Source organism: Clostridioides sp. LIBA-6822 (assembly GCF_056688955.1).
Genome location: NZ_CP196995.1, coordinates 2,125,972 through 2,150,264, shown reverse-complemented (window position 1 = coordinate 2,150,264; position 24,293 = coordinate 2,125,972). Strand labels below are relative to the sequence as shown.

Below are 24,293 nucleotides of genomic sequence, written 5' to 3'. Positions count from 1 at the left end.
TTTATAGACTGATGGCAACTCATATTTTTTGTTTTTTATTGAGAACGTAAGCGTTCTGTAAGTGATTTTTTTTCTATATTTCTCACAAGTAATTCAGTTGTTAAAACTTGTATACCAATTAATACAAATGAAAAAATTAAAATAGTAAATATAGAAAATTTAAAATTAATAAAATCTAATCTAATTACATCTTTTATAAAAGTACAAAGTAGGCCTGAACCCAAATAACCTAATAAACTTGAAATACATACAGCTTTGATGCTTATGTTTAGACCTTCTCTGTAAAGCATCTTTCGAAGTTGCTTTTTTGTCATTCCAACAGCTTGAAGTAAGGCAAACTCTTTTTTTCTAATTAAAACACTATTTATTAGAATATTGGTCATATTTAGTATACCAAAACAGGAGATTAGACCAACAAAAATGTATAAAGTTATAACTATATATTGAAATGCTCTAGTAATCATTTCATAATCATCCTCATATGAATAAATCATTAAACTTGAATTTTTCTGTATGATGTTTAATAAACTTTCTTCAACTTCTTTAGAGCACTTTTTATCTATCAAAATAGAAAAATCTAAATTTGTATTATATGGTGTTAGAGATTCTAAGGTCTTATCCGAAGTAAAAAACATATTTCCTGAATTAGAATTGTCAATAATTCCTTTGACCTTCATTTGCTTTTTAATAATATCATTTCCACTAAAAATATCAAATGTAACTGTATCTCCAACTTTTAAATCTAATCCATAGGATTTCGTTCTATACTTATTTATAATTAAATCATCTGAGTTGAGTTTTTTATAATCTATTTTTCCACTGACAATGTATTTTTCAAATGATTTTGAAAGTTCAGGTGTAATACCTTTAATTAAAGTAGTAAATTGTCTATTATCTTTATCTTTGATGTAAGGGTCTATAATATTAACTTTAATTGATTTAGATTCAATTACTTTTTTTACTCCATAAATAGATTCAATTTCATTTTTAAGAGAATCTGTTAATGGGTTATTTTGCTGGATTTGTGTAATGCGCTCATATAAGTTATCGCTTTTAACGCTTACAATATAATTTTCGTTATATATAAATTGCTGAGACAACTGTTTTTTGAAATCTATTGAATTAGCAAGATTAGCAATTGAAATAAATAAAACTCCACTAATACTTAATGAAATTAATGCAATTAGGTTTTTCTTTCTATTTGATTCAATATTTTTTAATGCTAAATTTTTAATATTTATATAATTAAAATTTTTGATTTTTTTTCTAACCTTAGTTTCTGTGTATTGCATGGCTTCAATAGCAGATATTTTAGAAATAATTCTAGCTGGTTTATGTAAAGAAATTCTAACAGTTAAAAACATTACTAGTGATAAAATTAAGATTATAAATAAATCATCTATCATCTGCCATGCTAATGGTTGAATTATGTAAGTAATTATACAGGAAGTAATGACACCTAATGGAATAAAAATAACCGATAAAATATTTCCTTGTAGAGAAATAATCTTTTTTAACTGAAAAGAAGTCATACCTAAAGATTTCAACTTCGCATACATCTGAACTAAATTAACAACTGAAACATAAAATATACTATATATAACAAAAATACTAGAAAAAAGAATAACCATTCCAACTGTTAAAACTGTAATAATCTGTTCATTATCAATTAAATTTGATTCAATATATTTATCATTTAAATATATATTATATTTTTCAATACCTAAAGAAAAACCAATATCTTTTAATTGTGTCTTAATAGAAGCTGAATCTTTCTTTGTATTTTCTTTTGATAATCTGACTAATATGTCTACACTATCAGGTCTTGTCTCATCAAAACTACTACTTTTATTTTGTAAAAATGTAGAAGTTGTATTCTTAAAATATTCATTTGAAACAACTGTATAATATTGTTTAGCCTTATCTTGATAATAATTTTCTAAGAGACCAACAATAATAAAATTATCTTGTATTTCTTTGCTTGTTATGTTATCACGATAATTTAATTTGATACTGTCTCCAATATCTTTATTTAAACCAAGTTGTTGTAAATATTTTTTAGAAATAGCAATTTCATTTTTCGTTGTAGGCATAGTACCTTTCAATGGTTGAAAATTCATAAGTTTAATTGCCATGTCATCTGCATAAATAGTTGACATCATATAATCTGTCTTCTTATTACTTCCAAGTAACTTGTATATCCCTACATCACTAAAATTTTTATCTTGATATAGTATGTTCTTTGATTTTTCATTTACAGATTTATATATAGCATGATATGGAGATGCATTAACTAAATCTACAGAACTATTATATGAAACTAAGGCTACTGTTAACAGTAAACATGTAGAAATCATTATAATAATACCTGAAAGAGATGTTTTTAGTTTATTACTTTTTAAATCATTTAAAGCTATTTTTCTTATAAAGGCACGATTATTATTTTTAAACATATATTACACCTCCTAATTATCAATTTTTCCATCTTCAATGCGAATAATTCTATCAGTTAGTTGAGCAATTTCATTATTGTGAGTAATCATTACAATTGTTTGATTGAATTTTTCACTTGTCATTTTCAGTAAAGCTAACACGTCTGTACTCGTTTTACTATCAAGATTACCTGTTGGTTCGTCTGCTAGTATAATAGCAGGTTTTGTTACAAGTGCTCTAGCTATAGCAACACGTTGTTGTTGTCCTCCAGAAAGATTACTTGGTATATCATATAGTTTTTCTTCCAGAGAAAGCATACTTATAATTTCATGTATAAAATCTTTATCTATGGTCTCCCCATCTAACCCTATTGGTAAAATAATATTCTCATATACATTAAGCAAAGGAACAAGATTATAATTTTGAAATATAAAACCTATATTTCTACGTCTAAAAATTGTAAGTTGTTCATCAGTCATATTTGATAATTCTTTACCTCTTATAATAATCTTTCCAGATGTAGGATTATCTAACCCTCCCATCATGTTTAATAATGTTGATTTACCACTTCCAGATGTACCTACAATAGAGATAAATTCACCTTTTTCAATAGATAGACTTACACCATCGAGAGCTTTGGTAATGTTTGAATTTTTACCATAATATTTCTTTAAATCAATTACTTGTAAAATACTCATCATAAAACCTCCTTTATATCTTATAAGAACAGTATAAAATCAAAATGTTGCAGAATTATCACAAATAAAATATTTAAAGAATTATTTATTTGGTAAGAATATAGAAAATGTAGAGCCTTTTCCAATATCTGATGTAACTTTAATATATCCACCTTGCAAAGATATAATTTTCCTTGAAAGATATAGACCTATTCCAATACCATCTATATCATGTACATCTTCCTCACGATAAAACCTTTTAAAGATTTTTGCTTGGTGACTTTCTGATATTCCTTTACCATTATCAATAATATCTATCTTGGTATACATAACCCAACATTCTGTAGATACATGTATTTTTCCATTAAAATTAGTGTATTTTACAGCATTGTCCAATATATTAAAAATAGCTTCAGAAGTCCATTTTTTATCATGAATTAGATATAAATCTGGGTCACAATCAACTGTAACTTCAATATTCTTTTTTTCAGCATCAAATAAAATTCCACTAAGTGCTATAGCAATTGTTTCATAAATTAAATTCTTCTTTTTTGATAATGTAATTATACCTGTTTCTAGCCTAGATGTTTTTACCATAGACTGCACCAAAAAATCTAACTTATCTAATTGACCTTCCATATCCATCAAAAATTCATTTTGAATTTCTGTTTTAAATCTTTGATTGAGTAGGGTAGTATTAATCATCTTTAAATTTGCAATAGGAGTTTTAATTTGATGAGATATATCAGAAACTAATTCTTGTAAATTAGCTTTTTCCATAGCAATATTATGACGATTTTCTTGAATAACCTCATACATTCTAACTAATTTATGGTTGATGCGTGATAAAATGGTTTCTTCTTCTAATGCAATTTCAGTATTAGCTTCACTATTCATCATATTATCTAAAGTGTGACATATTTCAGAACAAAACACAGTTATTTTTTTATGAAGTAAAAATACTATTAATGCTATAAATCCACAAAGCACTATTGTATATAGTAATAACAAGGCAACGAGTTTTAAATCATAAGTTATTATATAAATTACTACATTAAATAAAATGGCTGTAAAAATTATACTAATGGCAATTATTAAATAAATAGATTTAAAAGAAAGTTTTTTAAAATTCATTTCTTTCTCCTTTTTCTCCTAACCACATATACCCCATGCCATATACTGTTTTAATATATTGAAAATTATCCTTTTCAATCTTACTTCTAATCCTACTTATAACAGATGTTAAAGTGTGCTCATCTACAAAGTTAGCATCTACATCCCAGAGCTTTTCTAAAAGTACTTTTCTTGTTAAAATATTTTTAGGATTTTCAATAAACAGTTTTAAGGTACGATATTCTAATGGCGTAAATATAATTTGATTTCCATTTATATTGGACGATAACTCAGAAAAATTAATTTCAAGATATCCATCATTATAGTAATCTCGTTTTTGTTTTGTTTTAATATGATTTAAAAGAGCTTTTACTTTCTGTTTAAATACATTGATATTAAAGGGTTTTGTTATATAATCTAAAGCTCCAAGTTCATAGCCTTTAATCATATCATATTCCATATCATTAGCAGTCAAGAAAATTATTGGTATATCAAAATTCACCTTGATTTCTTTACATAATTCAAATCCACTTTTATCTGGTAAATTTACATCTAAAATAATTAAGTCAAATTTACATTCATTAATAGACTTTAATGCAGAGATAGCTGTAAATTTTGAAGTAATAATATATCCATCTTCAATTAAGTTATATGATAGAGTTTTATTTAATATAGTATCATCTTCCACCACCAGTATTTTTTCCATACATTTACTCCTTTTATGTTTGACATTTTATAAAATTAATTATAAACCTAAAATATTGCTGAATTGTTATAGATAAGAAAAAATATCTAACAATTTATATGTTTAATAAAAAATCTGTCCTAGAATTTATCATAGGACAGACTCTTGACTAAATATAATTATTTTAACCAAGAAGGATTTCCAGGTATAAATATTCGTTTACCAAATTTTGAAGTATACTCATCTAAAGCTTTTTCAATAAGCTCATTATTACCCTTAAAAGAAGTGGTGTTTTTTATAGTTTCAAGATTTTGGCTGAATGGACAAGCAGATATACACATACCACAATCTGTACCTAAATATCTCCATTTAATATAGCATGTCTCATGTTCAATTACCCAATTATACTTCCCATCATTACCAATCTTAATATCATTAGAAAGTGAATGAGAAGGACAATTAAAAGAACATTTTTTACAGACCTTGCAAAAATCTTCTAATCCAAAATCAACATATTCATCTTCTAAAAGTGGGATGTCTGTAGTAACAACACCTAATCTAAGTCTAGAGCCATAATCTTTATTTGTAAGTATAGCATTTCTTCCAATATCCCCCAAACCAGCATCACGAGCTATAAAAACAGGCATTACTAAATAATTAGCATCCATATGGTTTCTAGCATCATATCCTAAGTTTCTTATATAGTAACTTAAAATCATTCCAACAATAGAAGCATCTACATAACACTTTGATGTTTCTATAACTTCACATATCATTGGAGCTCTATTTATCATTTCTTTATCCATCTCACATCCAAACACAATGGCGTATTTGTGAGTTAGATTAACTTCTTCTCCATAATTTTCTTCATGTCTCCCCCTATTTGTATAAATATGATAGTCTCTTAATTTAGTTATACCAACTACAGAAGCTCCATATTGCTTTGCAAGACCCTTTATTTTTTTTGTCATTGATTTTGCATCTACATCTACTTTTGTGTCAGAAACTTTTCCTTCACATAAGGATTTTATATCAGATAAAAAATCAAATGCACTACTTGCCATTGGAGAGTTTACTTTGTTGTAAGTCATTGTACCTTCACTACATAAATTTGGTCTACTTCTTATACTATCATCAATTTCTTTTTTCTCAGGATTTTTTTTATAATAGTCATTATAAGCAGTACTATCCTTTTTATAGTTTGCTCTTGCAAACATAGTATTTCTTTCATCAACCCTTTTCATCTCTATTCCCCCTAGTAAAAATATACTTAAAAAATATATCATTATTGTTGTATAATTTAATTATATAAGAACAACGTTGTATTTTCAATTTAAGTGTAATTAAATTGAGGAATGTATAACTATATAATTGATTATAATATTTTTATAAGGAAATTATATTAATATTAAAAAATTTAGGAGCAGATACGTTTTGTTGTCTTTAAATGGAGTGTGTTGACATATTGTAAAGAATCTTATTATAATTAATATACTAATGATTAGTATAAACTTATAAAGAAAGAAGTGAATTTATATGTCAAGAAATAAATATTCTGATAAAATAAGAAATCAGATATTAGAAGTCGCATGGAAAATATTTGAAGAACAAGATTATGATGATGTAACTATGCAACAAATCGTTGATACTCTTGATATATCTAAAGAGGCTGTGTATTATCATTTTAAAGACAAAGAAATATTGTTTGAAGAGATTATATTAAATAGTTTAAGAGTAGAGGTTGAAAATCTAAAGTCAATATTAAACAATCCTAAATTGACTGTTAGAGGAAAAGTATCTGAATTTATCTTACATATATCTAGTTCAGAAATAAGAAAAAAATTGATTGATTATATGTGCAGTCAAAAAAAACCAGCTTTTTTTATAAAAAACATACGCGCATCTACTATTGAAGTAACTCCTTTATTATCTTGCTTAATAAAACAAGGTATTGATGAAGGTATTTTTAAAACAGATTATCCAGATGAAGTATCTGAAGTATTTATAATTTTAATTAATATTTGGCTAGACCCTGTATTATTTAAAGATAGTGCAGAAAAATATTTCAGGCGTATTGAATTTCTATCTGAGTGTTTAAGTGCAAGTGGTGTACCTATCATAACTAATGATAATTTAGAATCAATCAAAATGTTTTATAGGGAATATTCTAAGAATGTGTAAATACAATGTATAAGACTGTAACTAGATTTGAAAAAACAAATTTAATTACAGTCTTTTTAGCAAAATAAATGTGTAAATTATTTATCTAAAAAATTTAAAGGAGTGTAAAATTGAACTTATTAATTATTGAAGATGATATAAATTTAAACGAAGGTCTTTTTTATGCGTTTGAAAGTGATGGATTTAATGTATTTAAGGCTTATACAAGACAAGAAGGATTGCATGTATTTAACAATAAAAATATAGATCTTATAATTTTAGACTGTAATCTTCCAGATGGAAATGGATTTGATGTGTGTAAACTAATAAGGGAAAAATCAGATATACCAATTATAATGCTTACTGCAAGAGACTCAGAAGTTGACGAAGTAAAAGGATTAGAAATAGGGCTTGATGATTACATTACAAAACCATTCTCTTTATCTGTATTAAAGGCAAGAGTTAAAGTAGCAATAAGAAAAAAATCAAATAATAAAATAATATATTCTAATGGAATAAAATTAGACCAAAACTTACTTAGAGTATATAAAAATGAAGTATATTTAGAGCTTAGCTCTGTAGAATACAAACTTCTAAGTTATCTAATTGAAAATAAAGGTCAAATATTATTAAAGGAACAAATTTTACATCATATTTGGGATAGTGAAGAAAATTATGTTGATGAGAATATTGTGTCTGTAAATATAAGAAGACTTAGGATAAAAGTAGAAGATGACCCATCTAATCCAAAATATATAAAAACAGCTTATGGAATGGGGTATCTATGGAACGAGGTAGAATAGGATGTTAGTATTGGCTTTTATAGTATGCACAGTGGCTATATATATAATAATCACTAAAAAAAATCAAAATAGATATGATGAATTGAGTTTAATGTTAAATCAAATATTGGAAGGTAAAGAAGTTACTTATTCAGATACCAAAGATACAAGATTATCAAAAATTTCTCACCAAGTAAAAAAAGTTAAAGACATGATAGAGATAGAAGTAGAACAGTCAAAATTAGAAAAAGAAGCAATTAAAAGTCTAATCTCAAATATGTCACATCAATTAAAAACTCCACTTTCAAATATAACTATCTATTGTGAACTTCTAGAGAATATGAATATTTCTACATCACAGAAGAAAGAGTTTTTACAAAAGATGAAAAATGAAACCTTTAAGATTGATTGGTTGTTACAATCTCTATTTAAGATGACTAAATTAGAAGATGGAGTCATTAAATTTGAGACAGAAGAACTATTAATCAAAGATACTATACTTCAAAGTATCAGTACTGTTTTTAATAAAGCAGAAGCCAAAGAGATAAGGATAAATTTAGAACCATTTTCAGATATAAAGTTGGTTCATAATAAAAAATGGACTACAGAAGCAATTGTAAATGTTTTAGAAAATGCAATAAAATACTCACCATCAAACAGCATAATTACTGTCTCTGTAATAAAAATGGAATTGTATACTAAAATTACTATTAAAGATGAAGGAATAGGTATTGATAACAAAGAGTTAAATGATGTTTTTAAAAGGTTTTATAGAAGTAAGAATGTAGAAAATCAAAATGGAACAGGAATTGGCCTGTATCTTGCAAGATTAATTTTGGAAAAAGAAAATGGGAATATTATAGTAGAATCTAAGTTGGGAAGCGGAAGTTGTTTTAGTATCTTCTTACAAAATTGTAAGAGTTTAAATTAACTTTGTAGGATGAGTGTAATTATCGTCACTTACAATATCTTATAAGAACATATATCTGTACTGAAAGGAGAAATTAAATGAGTATATTAGTGACGAATAATTTAGTAAAACACTATGGAAAAGATGAGACTACAGTTAAAGCTTTAAATGGAGTAAGCATAAAAATTGAACGAGCTACATTTACTGCCATAGTTGGAACTTCTGGTTCTGGTAAAAGTACATTATTAAACATTATAGGTGGATTAGATAATCCAACATCAGGTGATGTAATAATTAAAGGAAAGAACATATCTAAAATAGGCAAAAAAGATTTAACAATATTTAGAAGAAGAAATATAGGGTTTATATTTCAAAACTACAGTTTAATACCAGTACTGAACACTTATGACAATATAGCCCTTCCTGTCACGTTAGATAAAGGAAATCATGTAGACCATGAATATATTGAAATGCTGATGAATACATTGGGAATTTGGGATAAGCGTTTAAAGTTCCCAAGTGAGCTTTCTGGTGGACAACAGCAAAGAGTAGCAATTGCTAGAGCTTTAGCAAATAAACCTGCGCTTATATTAGCAGATGAACCAACAGGAAATCTCGATAGTAAAACTACAATGGAAGTAGTATGTTTATTAAAAGAAAGTAGTGCAAAATTTCACCAAACGATAATTATGGTAACACATAATGAAAATATAGCCCAGGTATGTGATTCAATTATACACATTGAAGATGGAATTGTCGTGAATAATGGTGGTGGAGTACTATGATGTCTTTAATAAAATTTGCAATTCAATATATTAAACATTATAAAAAACAATCTATATCTATAGTTTTAAGTATAGTACTATCAGTAGCACTATTGACAGGTATTGGTTCTCTAGTTCATAGTGCAAACAAAAGTACAATCGAAAAGATAAGGGAAGATAGTGGAGATTTTCATTTTTACTATAAAGTAGATAAGGAACAACTAGAAAAGATTAAAGAAAATAAAAAGTCAAAAAAATACACTATAGACAAACTTGGCGTTACAAATACTAAATCTCAGATAGATGAACCTTTTATTATAGAATTTTTAAATGCAGATTTATCGTATCTAGATATGACAGGTAGGAAATTATTAAAGGGAAGTCTCCCTAGTAAAGATGGAGAGATAGCACTTGACACATATTCACTAAATAATTTAAATATAAAAAAAGAGATTGGAACTACAGTTAAATTAAGTGGGAAAACCTATAAATTATGTGGTATTTTATCAAATCTTTCAAATCCAAAAACTGGTATGCAAGGATTTGTAAATGATTATTCACAGCCTAAAGAAGATGATTCTTATTTAGTTTATGTAAAGTATGATGAAAGTAAAAATATAAATAAGCAAAACTCTAAATTTATGAAAGAATTCAATATATCAAAAGAAAACGCTCGTGTAAACTGGCATTTATCAATTGAATTTGGAGTAAAGCCTCCAAAAGGCATAGAAAAATATAATATATTTGAGTTTTTGAAAAATCTAGAGCTAAATACAAATGCAATTATCTTACTTGTTGGAGTATTTGGTGCAGCAGCAGTATATAGTATTTTCCATGTTTCAATACTTCAAAGAATATCACAATATGGAGTTTTAGAAGTATTAGGTGCCAATAATAAACAACTCTTATTCTTACTATTTTTAGAGTTATTTTTACTTTTTATTATTGGATTTCCTATAGGTTGTATCTTGGGTATTGGAATAGCTTCTACAATATATGAACAATTTCCGCATATATTTTTGAGTAGTGATATTGCTCCAGGAGCGTTTTTCATAAGCGAAAAATCTATTTATTTGGGATTCTTATTTATTTTATTACTGTTAATTTTAATTACTATACGTGTTGTTCATCAATTGAATAAATACTCTAGCATAGAATCTATGAAAAATTTTAAAGTTACTAATAAGCAAAAAAGAAGTTTAGAAAGTGTAAGACATTCTAATATGACAAAGGTATTATCTCACAAATACATGACTCAAAAAAAAGGAATGTTTATGGGCATTTTATTTTCATTATCACTTGGTGGGATTATTTTTCTATGTTCTAGCTACTCAATACAGCTTACTAAAAATAATAATGAGCTTACAATGAAAGCTGATGATGGTTTAAATTCTGATTATCAAATAACTATGCAAACAACAGATTTTGACGTAGGTATACCTAAAGATAAAATTTCAAGACTCAATGAGGTAGAGGGAGTATCCCGAGTTTATCCAGTGAAGTATTTGTTTGGAGCTATACAAATTAAAGAAGAACAACTATTTTGGAAAAACTTCTTCAAACCTCTTGAAAAAGATTATAGAATAAAGAATTTTTTTAATGGTATTTGTACAAAGCAAAGTGAAGGTGGGTATCTCTTAAAAACAAATATCTATGGATATAACAATGGAATGTTAGAAGGGCTAAATTCTTATGTTATAGATGGCAAAATTAATCATGATGATATGCTCAAAAATAATAAAGTTATAGTTAGATTACCTATGGATGGAACTGGTATGTATGATGCAGTTGATATAAAACCAGGAAATAAGATAAAGGTTAAAGTACCAAAAACAATGAAGCCAACAGGTGAAATTGTTAAATTTAAAGAAGAAAATAAGAATGATTATACAACAAAAGAGTTTGTAGTTGCTGCTACTGTAAAACGTGTAATGGCCAATAACATGTATTTTATTGGTGATTATGGTATGGATATAGTTATGACAAATGAACAAATGAAGAATAACTTCGATATTGAAAATTATAATTCAGTAAGTATAAAAAAGACAGAAGAAAGTAGCAGTGTAGAATTATCTGAGAATATAAAAAGTGTTGTAAATAATATAAAGAGATGTATTGTAACAGATTATACTATAGCTATTGAAAAAAATAATACTTATTTAAATCAAAAACTTTTATTTATATATGGTATTGTATTTGTACTTCTTGCAATAAGTTTGTTCCATATTATAAATACAGTAAGTTACTTAGTTTTTTCAAGAAGACATGAATTTGGAATTTTAAGAGCTATGGGTATTACAGATAATAAGTTTTTACTTATGATGATGAGAGAAGGTTTCTTGTATGGATTATATGCAAGTATTATAATGATAATTGGAAGCATTATTGGACAATTTATGATTTGTTTTATGGTAAAACGCGTATATTTATATATAAATCCAATCTTTGAAATAAATACTTTTCTATATATAGGTATGATTGTTTTAAATATTGTCATTAGTATTGTTGCAGTTATTATTCCAGTAAGACAAATTTTAAAAAATAATATTATTTCAGAAATAAGTAAGAGTTAGCATTATATAAATTTAAATAAGAATGTTTATATAATCCAAACATATCTTAATTATAGTCATTTCTGTAGTCATTAAATAAACCTCTTAATTGATACGTAGTAAAATATATCAATTAAGAGGTTTTAACAGATTTTAAATCTAATATAGAGAAATAAAATCTCATTAAAAAATATTATTTTGTATAATTATCAAAATATCCTTGTATGTAAATAATAGGAGTCCCTTTATCTCCACTTCCAGATGTTAAATCTGCTAAAGAACCTATAAGGTCTGTTAATCTTCTTGGAGTAGTACCTTGAGAAACCATATTTCCTGTTAAATCATCAGATTTGTTATCTTTTTCAACTATGTATTTTGAAATAGCTTCTTTTAATTCATCACCAGATAAGTCAGCAAAATCATTATCTGCTAAATATTTTAATTTTACTTCATTTGGAGTTCCTTCTAGACCTTTTGTATAAGCAGGAGATACTACTGGGTCAGCTAACTCCCATATTTTCCCTACAGGGTCTTTAAAAGCTCCATCTCCATAAACCATTACTTCTACATTTTTACCTGTGATTTCTTTTATGTCACCTTGAATTTTGTTTACAACTTCATCACAGTTTATAGGAAATAATTTTACTGTTTCTTCTGTAGCTTTGTTTGAACCTAAAAGTCCGTATTGGTCATTATACCCACTACCATCTACACTTGATGTCATTATATCATCAAGAGAATACACTTTTTTAGCACCATTTTGCTTTAAAATTCTCTTTGTTCTTTGTCTTGTATGTATATCACAAGTTAAAATACTTGTTGTATAGTCAAGAATAGTTTTTGGATTATTGGCAAATATAATTTCTACTTCTGCACCACAATCTTTAATTAAATTCTTATAATAATCAACATAATCTACACCAGTAAATGTATGTTTGTTATAGCCAAATAGCTCTCTATATTTTTCCTCTGTTAAAACATCTGACCAAGGATTTATTCCCTTATCATCAAGTTCATCAATACTTATTAAATGGTTTCCAACTTCATCAGAAGGGTAGCTTAACATTAATACAACTTTTCTACATCCTTTTGCAATTCCTTTTAAACATATTGCAAAACGATTTCTACTTAAAATTGGGAATATAACACCAACAGTATCATCTCCAAATTTATCTTTTACATCTTTTGCAATATTGTCAACGTGAGCATAATTTCCCTGTGCTCTAGCTACAACAGCTTCTGTAACTGCAATTACATCTTTGTCTCTAACTTCAAAGTTTTCACTTTTTGATGCATTTAAAACAGAATCAACAACTATTTTAACTAAGTCATCTCCCTGTCTTATAATAGGCGCTCTAACCCCTCTTGAAACAGTCCCAACTAATCTATTCATTATTCAAAATCCTCCTAAAGAATTAATATTGTCATATTAGTACCATGTATATTATAATTCAAATATGATTATAAGTAAAATAAATAATACTAATATTTGACATAAGGAGTAATTATATATGAATATAAAACTTGAACTATATAGGATTTTTAATGCAGTTGCAAGTAATAAGAGTTTTTCTCTTGCTGCCAAAGAATTATTTATGTCACAGCCAGCTGTAAGTCAGTCAATAAAACAATTAGAAGAACAATTGGATACTATACTGTTTTATAGAAATAATAAAGGTGTAAAATTAACTCCAGAGGGAAAAATTCTAAGTGAACATGTAACTACTGCATTAAAGCTAATAGCATCTGGAGAAGATAGAATAAATAAGTTTAAAAAATTAGAATATGGTTCTCTAAAAATAGGAGTAGGGGATACAGCTGCACGTTTTTTCTTATTAAAATATTTAGAAATTTTTCATAAGAAGTATCCACATATACATGTATCTACAATAAATAGAACGAGTAGAGAACTTATATCTTTACTTAAAGATGGAAATATAGATATAGCAATTATAAATATGCCAATAGAAGATGACTCACTAAATATTGTTGAATGTATTGAAATACATGATATATTTGTATGTGCAAATGATTACATAAAATACAAAGGTCAAAAAATATCACTAGAAGAATTAAATACGTTGCCTTTAATAATGTTGGAAAATAAAGCAAATTCAAGACTGTATGTAAATGAATATTTTTTATCAAAAGGTATAAAACTAAATCCAGACATAGAATTGGGTTCTCATGAATTACTTTTAGAATTTGCGTACATAAATCTAGGTGTATCTTGTGTTATAGAAGAATTCAGCATAGACTATTTAGAAAGCGGAAAATTGTTTAAATTGGATATAAAAGAGCCAATACCTAAGAGAAGTATAGGATACTGCCATCTAAAGGATATATCTTTATCTTTAGCAACGAAAGAATTTTTAAATATGATTTCAAATAACATGTAATTTAGAGTATGTATCACAAGTAAATTAATATGAAAAATAGAGATAAATTCGTAAGTTTGAAAGATTCATATAATAAACTAGTTTTTATTAAAAATAAAAATAAGGTTAATTTGAGAACATTTATATAATTAATACCGTATTTTAAATATGAACAGTATATTTAGATTAATGTATAAAGGGGGATTAGAAATGTCTGATTCTGAATATCCTCAAATGAAAATCTTAGAAACTAGAAACTGTATACTAAGACCTGCATCATTAGATGATGTTGAAGATTTTTTTGACTGCTATAAAAATAAAGTAGTAGTAAAACACTTACCATTTAATGAGCATAAATCTTTAGAAGACACAAGAAAGTTTATAAAATCTTTTTTTCTAAATCCTTATAAAAAAGGAAAAATCGGCCACTTTGCTATAGTATATAAAAAAGATAATAAAGTTATTGGAAATATGGGGTTTAATAATATAAATCCCAAAGCATTAGAAGCAGAAATCGGTATATGTATCAACCCAAGCTATTGGGGTCATGATTTTGCAACTGAGATAACTAAGAGAGTAATACAGTATGGATTTAAAGAATTAAGCTTAAATAAAATTATTGCAATAACATACGAAGAAAATCAAAATTCTACAAAATCATTAGATTTACTAGGATTCAAATGCACAGGAAAATACATTAAAAAAATTCATGCTGGTAGTATTGTAAAAAATGTTCCTTGTTATCAATATGAATTGAGAAAATAATAGGTATAGGTATTTAACATTCTAAAATATATTTTAATAAAAAGGCATGGAAACTGCGGGTCCCATGCCTTTTTATATAAAGTTTATTTTAACTAAAATATATTAAAATATTAATACTTTAATTAATTCTCTAAGTTTTTAAATCCTTCTCCAAGAACTTCATGTACATCTGTAACTATAACAAATGCAGTAGGGTCAGTTCTTTTAACCAATCTCTTTAGATAAAGCTCTTGTTTTTTAGAAACCACAACTAATAGGACTTCTTTATTTTCTCTAGTGTATCCACCCTTACCATCAAGAATAGTAAGACCTCTATCAAGTTCTTCAGTTATAGCCTGTCTTAAACTCTCAGGTTCATCAGAAATAATAAAAAATGCTTTTGAATGGTCAAATCCTTCAATTATCATATCTGCTATTTTTATTAATATGCAAAGTGCTATACCAGAGTAAAGTGCAGTTTCTAAACTACGATTTACTATACCAGAAGATATAACAACCATTCCATCTAGACATGACATAAATTTTGTAGCTTTTATTCCTGGGAATTTTTTACTAAGTATGAGTGCAATTAAATCTGTTCCCCCAGTAGAAGCATCTGACTTAAACATTATGCCTAAACCTATACCAACTAAGATTCCTCCTGCTATAGCAGATAATAGTAAATCATCAGTAAATCTTAACTTCGATAATGGGTCTGTTAATTGGACTATAGCAGAAAACACGATTGTTCCAAATAACGTTTTTAATGAATTTTTTGTACCCATAATTCTAAAAGCAAGTATTACTAATGGTACACCTATAATTAACATGATAGCTGATACTGGAAGTCCTGTAACTTTGTTTAATACTAACGATAGACCACTAAGCCCTCCTGGAGCAATTGTATGTGGTTTTAAAAACATATTTATACCAATACTCATTGATATACAACCAAAAAATAGACCAAACATCTCAAGTAAAATTGGCGACTTTTGTTTTTTCATATAAACACCTCCATGAACTTGTCACAATTTAATATTATAACATATTTGACCAATTTATATTATATAAATTTTCTTGATATAAGCAATTTCAAGTATTTCACTATTCTTAATATTTGTGAATTTTCATACAGTGTTTTAATATTCTTATTAGTATTGTTATTTACCTGTGAAAATTTTTATATGTTATAATTTTTTAGTTCTTTTATAAAGTATCCCCTATAAAGGCAGTTCTATGAAGAATTTCTTTATATTATTTAAGCTATGTAGATATTTTGTGAGTTTATTAAATACAACAACTGCCTTGATAACATGAAGTAATGTAAATATAATTTATGTAGATAGTTATGTTTTTAAATTAAAATACAAGTTTAAGAAAAGAGTTGATTAAATGCATAAACCTAGCTATAAAATAATACTCCGTTCATACCTTATTTTTTTCATAATTTTTCTTTGTTTAATTTTTACTGTAATAGGTATTTTCTTATCCCTTATTACTATTCAACAGCCAAATGGGAAGTATGTACGTAGTGATTGGGCTAAAAAATTTACAGAAGATTTTAATGAACAAGTAGTGTTTATAGATAATAAACCACGAATAAAACAATCTGGGTTAAAAAAGCTTCAAGAAAATAAATTGTGGTTACAAATTTTAGATTCTAATGGAAATATAATTTATGGATTTTCAGAGCCAAAAGAGCATAAAAATTACTATTCGAATTCTGAATTATTAGCATTAGCTAAGCAAAATAATTCTAGTGATGGCACTGTTTACTTTAATACTATTACAAATAACAAAAATGATTTTATTTATATTATACATTTTCCTTTAAATATATCTAAAGTGAATATGTTTTTTGATGGAACTAAGTTTATAGGTGGGAAGTCAATTATATTTTCAATCATAGGGATTATATTTTTAATGATTTTGGTTTTTGGAATTGCTTACAGCTATTGGGTAACAAAGTGTATTTCAAATATTACAGCTTCTGTTAGTGATATTGCAAAAAGAAGCTACTTTCCAATCAAGATTAAAGGAGTTTTTGCAGATGTATATGATAGTTTAAATCTTCTAAATGAAGAAATTCATAAAAGTGACGAGATACAAAAGAAAACTGATATTATGCGAGAAGAATGGATTTCAAATATAACTCATGATTTAAAAACTCCACTTTCACCAATAAAAGGATATGCAGAGCTCCTTACAGATAGTAGTATTACTCATTCATCTGAAAAAATAAACAAATACGCTTCAATCATGCTAAAGAATATAGAATATACAAATAAACTTATAAGTGATTTAAAGTTAACATATCAATTACAAAATGGAATTCTTCCTTTAAATAAGAAAATTGGTGATTTAGTAAGGTTTTTGAAGGAATTGTCCATTGATATTTTAAACTACCCAGAGTATGAGTCAAATATAATTGAATTTAAAAATGATATAGACAGTATTGATTTTAGTTTTGATTATACACTATTAAAACGTGCTTTTAGCAATCTTATCATTAACGCTTTTACATATGGAAATAAGGATACTAAAGTTGTTGTACATATAGCATTGAATAAAAAAATTGAAATTATTATTTCAGATAATGGAAAAGGGATGACAAGAGAAGAAGTGTCAAATTTATTTAATCGTTATTATAGAGGAACTAATACAAAGCAAAGAATAGAAGGAACTGGTTTAGGATTGGCAATAACAAAGCAAATTATTGAAATTCATGGAGGAGATATATCTGTTGAAAGTGAATTGAGATTAGGTAGTTCATTTCATATCTGTTTTTCTACTTAGTTAAGGTTAATTAAGGTTAACTAAAAAATATATTAAGATTGGTAGATTATTATGTTTATATAATAGCTTATCAATCTTTTTTATTTAGGATTTTGTTTAGTTGAAAACAGAAGAAGAAAAAGTTGTATTAGAGATTCTACCTAGATTGGATTAAATCTAAATCTAGGTTAGGTTTAATTAAGGAAGTAGGTGTAAATTTGAAGATTATATTAAAGTATATTTTAACAAATGTTAGAGAAAGAAAAATTAGGACAGCAGTTATGTTATTGTCCATAGTTTTATCAACAGTTTTGCTTTTTGTTTCATTCTCGATTGGATTATCTTACGAAAGTGCGCAGAGAAAGATGGCAAGAGGTATGTTTGGTAGTGCAACTATATCTGTTCAAAATAAAAATCCAGATATGTTAACTAGTCTAGAAGATATTCCCAATCTAAACTCCATAAAATCAAAGGTTGGGATATTGGAAAGTTCTGCTGTTTATCATAAGGATGGATATTATGAATCATTTAGTCTTATATCAGCAGACTTAAATCAACTGAATAAAATCAACAAACCACGATTAGAAAATGGAAATAATATTGATGACTTTTCTGGTAATAAAATTATTCTTCCTAATCGTTTTACATCAAAATATAAAATAAAAAAAAGTGATTCTATTACTTTACAAATCCATGGTAAGACTTATACTTTTGAAGTTAGTGATATTGCTTCATATGATACAGTATTTTTGAGACATACAAGAGGTGTAAATGCACTATTACCTAAAGAAACTCTATCAAAGATTTTAGATAAAGGAAATGGATATACAAGAGTTCTTATAGAATCAAAAGAAGAAAATACAGAAAGTCTAGTAAATAAATTATCTGAAGAGCTCTCAACTGAAAAATTCAAGGTATCAAGTACAGTAAATGAAAGTAAGATAGTTGCAGATGCTAGACAAAAAACAATGCCTTTCTTTTTAATAAGCTTTTTCGCATTAACTCTTAGTATATTTATTATATACAGTAGTTATAAGGTGATTACATTAGAACGCCTTCCGTTTATTGGTACTTTTAGAAGTATTGGTGCCAATAAAAAAACTGTAATTTATATCTTAATGTTTGAAAGTATACTATATGGAAGTATTGGAGGATTGATTGCTATTCCTATTGGTATAGTTGTTTTGAATATTATGCTTCATGGACTTGGAAACTCTCTTGAACAAGGAATATCAATCCCAACAGTTATATCTCCTATTGGAGTAATTGTCTCTGTTATAGTAGCAATAATTGTTTCTTCTCTTAGTGCATATATACCTGTTAAAAAAGCTAGTCGTTTACCTATCAAAAGTATTGTATTAGGAACAGTAGAAGAAAAACGTGTTTCAAATCGTTCTATACTTTTTATAGGAACTATTATACTTATTTTGTCTATTCTACTGCCAGGAATATCGCCTGAAAATACATTATATGTAGCTGGCGGATTTTCATTGCTAGGATTAATTGTATCCACTATTGTATTAATACCACTTTTTACTAATACTATGTCTACAGTTTTTGAGTTTGTTTATGAAAAGATTTTAGGCAATGAGGGTAAATTAGCTGCTAGAAATATAAAAAATAATAAAAATATCACACAGAATATCACATTATTATTTATAAGTATTTCTGCAGTAATTGCAATAAGTGTTGTTGGTAGTTTTGTAAAGACTTATATAGGTGATGTATTTCGAGATGCAGAATTACAGGGTTTTGCAGATGGAAAGATGGATGAAGAGTTTATTGAAGATGTTAGACATATGAATGGAATTGAAAATGTTTTACCTACTTATGTTATGAATAATAAGATTTCTGGTAACGATAGAATATTTTCAAGATTAGAAGCTACAGATAATTTAAAATTATACAGTTCTATGCTTGCAATTAATTATACAAATTATGATATGAAAGAGCAAGTGATTGAATCTTTCAAAGATAAACGTTCTATTATTTTGAATGAAGATACTTTAAAAAAAGTAGGCTTGTCTATAGGAGATACCATAACTCTATCTAATGATAAATCTAATTTTTCTTATAGTATAGTGGGGAGTTTTAAATCTCGTGCAAGTGATGTAGAAGCTGTTATACCATCACATTATGCTGTTAGTGATTTTGATGAAATTAATTATGGTTTTTTAGCATATACAGCCGTTAATCCAGATGCTGTTATGATTCAGATAAGAGACTTATTTGGAGATACATCTAATTGGAGTCGTACTGTTGAAGAATTTAACAATGATGCTTTAAAAACTATAAGCAGTTTTTTATCTCCTATGAATAAAATGACTTATTTTATTTTTATTCTTGCTACAGTAGGTATTATCAATAATCTGCTAATTAATTATATTCAAAAGAGACGCTTTATAGCTATGTACAAATCGGTAGGACAGAGCGATAAACAAAATGTAAAAATGACATTGATTGAAGGTTTTACTTCAGGTTTACTTGGTGCTGTTATTGGGATTGTAATATCTATAATGGAAATTCAAACTATCTTCATAGTTGCAGGACCAAAGATTTCAATGACACCAAATTTAGATTTTAAAACATTTATTATTGCAGGGTTATTGGGAATTACAGTAACCTTAATAGGCTCAATAGTACCCATTGTAAAAGGGAAGAAAATGAAGCTGGTAGAAGAAATTAAATTCGAATAATTTGGAGGTTAATATGAAAACTGCGTGTAATAGTTTGGCTGTAGAAGCAAAAAATATTATTAAAGAATTTAAAATTGGAAATACAACAACGAGAGTATTAAAAGATGTATCTTTACAAGTAATGAAAGGTGAATTTGTTTCTATAATGGGTCAATCTGGTTCTGGTAAAAGCACTCTTTTATATATCTTAGGTGGTTTGGATACTCCGACAAATGGAAAAGTGTATATGAATGGAACTGATATATCACATCTTGATGATGATAAGATGAGTATAATACGCCGTAGAAATATAGGATTTGTATTTCAATTTTACAATCTAATACCAAATCTAAATGTGGAAGAAAACATAATGCTTCCTTTATTATTAGATGGTAAAAATTTAAAAGACTATAAAAAACAATTAGATGAAATTTTGAATATAGTTGGTTTATATGATAGACGTAAGCATACACCAAGAGAATTATCTGGTGGTCAACAGCAACGTGTTGCTATAGCTCGGGCTTTAATAGGAAAACCAGAAATTCTATTTGCTGATGAACCTACTGGAAATTTAGATAGTAAAACTGGAACAGAAATAATAAATTTACTGAGTAAAATAAATAAAGAAAGTGGTCAAACTATAATTATGGTAACCCACTCACGAGAAGCAACTAAAAGTAGTAGCCGTACTATTACAGTTTTAGATGGTGTAATCGTATAATGATTGATTATTCTATTTTGATGTAGATATTTTTAACTCTATAAATTTTACATATGTAAAGTAGATATAAATTAGATACTATCAAATATGTTATAATATAAAATGACAGATAAAAGTAATATATTTTTTATTATTTTATTTTTATTTTGTTTACTAAGCATATAAGGAGTATTCATGATGTATGAAAATAGCATGATACTTCTTATTTAATAAATATTAATGACAGGATAGGATATAATTTATGTTAAAAAAAGAAAGCATTCGTCTTATAAATAAAGATAGGTCACTTCTTATTTATGAAGAGGATTTTGTTTATCTCTTTCCTTGTATACAATTAAGAAATTGGATATCAAATTTTACTATCTCATTTCCAAATCAAACAACAATCTCTGATAATTATACTATTATCCCTCATGGAAGTGTAACTTTAGTATTTTTTTACGATGATATAGGATTACATAGTTTATTATTTGGTCCAACTACTAAACCAAAAACAGTAGGAAATATTGCTAATAAATGTGAGGTTATATTAATTATTGAGTTTCAACCTGCTGGTTTTTTTCCAATTGTAGGTGTACAACAAAGTGAGCTTAGGGATAAAGTTGTTTCCTTTTCTTCAGTTAATACTTTACTGGATATAGAAATAAAAAAGATATTCAAGGAGTCTTTATCCACAGATGAATTGATTTTAAAGTTAGAAGAGTTATTGATTTCTAATATTAAAACTGTATACTCAGATGAGTTTAATTTGGCAATTAAGTTAATTATTAATAACTTTGGAAATATATCTTCAGAAGAAATTTCTAAGAAAGTATATTATAGTTCTAGACATTTAAACCGACTTTTTAATCAATATCTAGGTGTGAATATGAAGACTTTTTCACGTTTAGTACGCATTAATAAATCTATACAACTTCTAAACAATAATAAAATTTCATTGCTCTATATATGTAATGAATTAGGATTTTATGATATTCCACATTTTATTAAAGATTTTAAAATTGTTTGTGGAATAACTCCTCAAAAATATCGAGCCAATATGTCTGATTTTTACAGTGAAATTGCAAAATTTTAAGCTATAATATTTGTAAAAGAAAGGATAGTGATAATATGAAATTTGGAGGAGTATTATTAATTGTCAAAGACATAAATAAATCAAAGAAATTTTATGAAGATGTTATGGAACAAAAAGTTACATTAGATTTAGGAGAGCATGTATCATTTGAAAATGGATTTGGCTTACAAATCAATTACAAAGCTATAATTGGATATGAATTACCAATAAATCAACAATCAAATAGTTTTCAATTGTATTTTGAAGTTGATGACATCAAACAGTGGGAAAGCAAAATAAATAGAATAGAAAATATCGAATTTTTACATCCTATAAAGGAATATTCTTGGGGGCAAAGAACTTTTAGATTCTATGACTTTGACAAAAATATTATAGAAGTTTCAGAAAATATGGAAAGTGTCATAAAAAGGTTTTTAAAGCAAGATTTAAGTATCGAAGAAATTTCAAAACGCACGATGTATCCTGTTGAATTTATTAAGCAGTTTCAATAATTATAAAATATTAAAATATAGAAATTTTTCTTTATATTGCAAAAAATAAATATTTAGTACACAATATAAGAATACATAAAATAGCTTACAAACTCAATATTTGAATTTAAAATAAAAGAAAGAAATATCAATAAAAAGATAAAGAAATACATTTGGAGGTAATTACGTTATGTATGATGAATTGAAAATAAAAATGTACTCATTTACAATGGATTGTAAAGACCCACATGAATTAGCAAAATTCTATGCTATGTTACTTAATTGGGAAATCCCATTTTATAATGAAGAATTTGCATGTGTTGGTGCTCCAGGAACAAATCAAGGTACATATCCTGGTATAACATTTCAACGAAATCCTGAGTATAAACCACCTGTGTGGCCGCAAAAGCCTGAAGCTCAACAGCAAATGGCACATATGGATTTTGCTGTTAATGATTTGGAAAAAGCAGTTCAATATGCACTTCATTGTGGAGCAACAATCGCAGATGAACAATTTTCCGATGATTGGAAGGTTATGTTTGACCCAGCTGGACATCCTTTCTGCTTATGTCAGATGAAATCAGTTATCGAGAGTAGTCATTTTTCATTGTTATAGCCACACCATTTTTCAATAGCAACAAACAAAGCATAATGGTACACACCATTATGCTTTGCTTGTTGTACACAGATAAGCTTTCAAATATATAAATTTTGCATATATGAATTGGACATTATCAAATGTGTTATAATATTAAAACAACAAATAAAATCATTATATTTTTTAGCATAAGTTTTATTTGTTTACTAAGCATACAATAGGGTATTTACTTAAGGAAATAAAATATCATATAAAGTATTTTAAAGCTTTAAGTAATATTTGGCAGAAGTTTTAGTAAAATATGCAAAAACTAATTGATTATGTACCTTATATGGGTATATAATAGATATTGTTTTAATAAAATATTTGAAAGGGAATGATTTAATGAAAATTACTTTACCAGAAACAGCTATTGATACTTTGAAAAGTATCTTAAAAGACAATCAAGATAAACCTAATAATATAAGAGTATACTTTGCAGGTGTTGGTTGTGGAGGTCCTTCTTTTGGATTAGCTTTAGATGAGAAAAAAGAAGATGACTTAACTTATGAAGTTGGAGAATTACAGTTTGTAATGAGCTCTGATGAATATAGTCAGTATGGAGATATAATAATAGAAGATACAGGATTTGGATTTAGAGTTATTCCTGAAAATATGAAAGATCAAGGTGGGGGAGGATGCTCTGGTTGTTCAGGGTGCCACTAAGATTAACTTTTTAGCAAATTGAGAACTCTCTTTATAGAAATAATTTTCTATTTTAAGAGAGTTCTTTTTATTTTTT

Annotated in this window: 21 protein-coding genes; 14 read left to right on the top strand and 7 right to left on the bottom strand. The window is 26.8% G+C overall.

Translation table 11 applies throughout. The features are described 5' to 3' along the window. Nucleotides 1-35 precede the first annotated feature (35 nt). From ACTG48_RS10330 to ACTG48_RS10310, 5 genes are all read right to left on the bottom strand, one after another. Nucleotides 36-2,453 carry an FtsX-like permease family protein gene (locus ACTG48_RS10330; protein WP_479918761.1) on the bottom strand — a complete coding sequence of 806 codons (2,418 nt, stop codon included), beginning with the start codon at nt 2,451-2,453 and terminating at the stop codon, nt 36-38. Nucleotides 2,454-2,465: 12 nt separating this feature from the next. Continuing rightward, on the bottom strand, nt 2,466-3,131 hold the full coding sequence (locus ACTG48_RS10325) for an ABC transporter ATP-binding protein (protein ID WP_021384725.1): 666 nt from the start codon (nt 3,129-3,131) through the stop codon (nt 2,466-2,468). Between the two features lie 81 nt (nt 3,132-3,212). Then, complete coding sequence (locus ACTG48_RS10320; protein WP_021384733.1) at nt 3,213-4,244, bottom strand: sensor histidine kinase; 1,032 nt, start codon at nt 4,242-4,244, stop codon at nt 3,213-3,215. Then, entirely contained in the window at nt 4,234-4,929 is a 696-nt protein-coding gene (locus ACTG48_RS10315) for a response regulator transcription factor (protein WP_479918760.1), read from the bottom strand. The genes ACTG48_RS10320 and ACTG48_RS10315 overlap by 11 nt, the downstream gene beginning before the upstream one ends. 158 nt (nt 4,930-5,087) lie before the next feature. Continuing rightward, nucleotides 5,088-6,152: a 4Fe-4S dicluster domain-containing protein gene (locus tag ACTG48_RS10310; protein ID WP_479918759.1), complete on the bottom strand. Its 1,065-nt coding sequence runs from the start codon at nt 6,150-6,152 to the stop codon at nt 5,088-5,090. Nucleotides 6,153-6,444: 292 nt separating this feature from the next. On the opposite strand from ACTG48_RS10310, the gene ACTG48_RS10305 reads away from it, so the two are divergent. The 5 genes from ACTG48_RS10305 to ACTG48_RS10285 all read left to right on the top strand — a co-directional run bounded on the left by ACTG48_RS10305 (nt 6,445) and on the right by ACTG48_RS10285 (nt 12,097). Then, nucleotides 6,445-7,089, top strand: coding sequence for a TetR/AcrR family transcriptional regulator (locus ACTG48_RS10305; protein ID WP_479918758.1), 645 nt, complete (start codon nt 6,445-6,447; stop codon nt 7,087-7,089). Nucleotides 7,090-7,199: 110 nt separating this feature from the next. Continuing rightward, nucleotides 7,200-7,871, top strand: a complete 672-nt coding sequence (locus ACTG48_RS10300) for a response regulator transcription factor (RefSeq protein ID WP_021384738.1) — start codon at nt 7,200-7,202, stop codon at nt 7,869-7,871. Nucleotide 7,872: 1 nt separating this feature from the next. Further along, nucleotides 7,873-8,781: a sensor histidine kinase gene (locus tag ACTG48_RS10295; protein WP_021384724.1), complete on the top strand. Its 909-nt coding sequence runs from the start codon at nt 7,873-7,875 to the stop codon at nt 8,779-8,781. A 77-nt stretch (nt 8,782-8,858) separates the two neighbouring features. Next, entirely contained in the window at nt 8,859-9,545 is a 687-nt protein-coding gene (locus tag ACTG48_RS10290) for an ABC transporter ATP-binding protein (RefSeq protein WP_479918757.1), read from the top strand. After that, nucleotides 9,542-12,097, top strand: coding sequence for an ABC transporter permease (locus ACTG48_RS10285; protein ID WP_479918756.1), 2,556 nt, complete (start codon nt 9,542-9,544; stop codon nt 12,095-12,097). Before ACTG48_RS10290 ends, ACTG48_RS10285 begins: the two co-directional genes overlap by 4 nt. Nucleotides 12,098-12,269: 172 nt before the next feature. On the opposite strand, the gene ACTG48_RS10280 is transcribed toward ACTG48_RS10285, so the two are convergent. Continuing rightward, nucleotides 12,270-13,469: a coenzyme F420-0:L-glutamate ligase gene (locus tag ACTG48_RS10280; RefSeq protein ID WP_021384737.1), complete on the bottom strand. Its 1,200-nt coding sequence runs from the start codon at nt 13,467-13,469 to the stop codon at nt 12,270-12,272. Nucleotides 13,470-13,587: 118 nt separating this feature from the next. Between ACTG48_RS10280 and ACTG48_RS10275 the strand changes: the two genes are divergently transcribed. Both ACTG48_RS10275 and ACTG48_RS10270 read left to right on the top strand, forming a co-directional pair. After that, complete coding sequence (locus ACTG48_RS10275) at nt 13,588-14,475, top strand: LysR family transcriptional regulator (RefSeq protein ID WP_479918755.1); 888 nt, start codon at nt 13,588-13,590, stop codon at nt 14,473-14,475. A gap of 189 nt (nt 14,476-14,664) precedes the next feature. Beyond that, nucleotides 14,665-15,219 (top strand): GNAT family N-acetyltransferase, encoded by a 555-nt coding sequence (locus ACTG48_RS10270; protein ID WP_021384710.1) that lies wholly within the window; start codon nt 14,665-14,667, stop codon nt 15,217-15,219. 122 nt (nt 15,220-15,341) lie between these two features. Here the strand turns inward: ACTG48_RS10270 and ACTG48_RS10265 are convergent, their stop codons facing one another. Continuing rightward, nucleotides 15,342-16,202, bottom strand: coding sequence for a YitT family protein (locus ACTG48_RS10265; RefSeq protein ID WP_021384736.1), 861 nt, complete (start codon nt 16,200-16,202; stop codon nt 15,342-15,344). A 388-nt stretch (nt 16,203-16,590) separates the two neighbouring features. Between ACTG48_RS10265 and ACTG48_RS10260 the strand changes: the two genes are divergently transcribed. From ACTG48_RS10260 to ACTG48_RS10230, 7 genes are all read left to right on the top strand, one after another. Next, a complete protein-coding gene (locus ACTG48_RS10260) occupies nt 16,591-17,994 on the top strand; it encodes a sensor histidine kinase (RefSeq protein WP_479918754.1) in 1,404 nt (467 codons plus the stop codon). A gap of 197 nt (nt 17,995-18,191) precedes the next feature. Beyond that, entirely contained in the window at nt 18,192-20,669 is a 2,478-nt protein-coding gene (locus tag ACTG48_RS10255; RefSeq protein WP_479918753.1) for an ABC transporter permease, read from the top strand. 13 nt (nt 20,670-20,682) lie between these two features. Further along, nucleotides 20,683-21,369, top strand: a complete 687-nt coding sequence (locus tag ACTG48_RS10250; protein WP_021384735.1) for an ABC transporter ATP-binding protein — start codon at nt 20,683-20,685, stop codon at nt 21,367-21,369. A 241-nt stretch (nt 21,370-21,610) separates the two neighbouring features. Further along, on the top strand, nt 21,611-22,444 hold the full coding sequence (locus ACTG48_RS10245) for a helix-turn-helix domain-containing protein (protein ID WP_479918752.1): 834 nt from the start codon (nt 21,611-21,613) through the stop codon (nt 22,442-22,444). 35 nt (nt 22,445-22,479) lie between these two features. Continuing rightward, nucleotides 22,480-22,935 carry a VOC family protein gene (locus tag ACTG48_RS10240; RefSeq protein ID WP_021384719.1) on the top strand — a complete coding sequence of 152 codons (456 nt, stop codon included), beginning with the start codon at nt 22,480-22,482 and terminating at the stop codon, nt 22,933-22,935. Nucleotides 22,936-23,104: 169 nt separating this feature from the next. Continuing rightward, nucleotides 23,105-23,530, top strand: coding sequence for a VOC family protein (locus ACTG48_RS10235; RefSeq protein ID WP_021384726.1), 426 nt, complete (start codon nt 23,105-23,107; stop codon nt 23,528-23,530). 366 nt (nt 23,531-23,896) lie between these two features. Further along, a complete protein-coding gene (locus tag ACTG48_RS10230) occupies nt 23,897-24,217 on the top strand; it encodes a hypothetical protein (protein ID WP_003424083.1) in 321 nt (106 codons plus the stop codon). Nucleotides 24,218-24,293 lie beyond the last annotated feature (76 nt).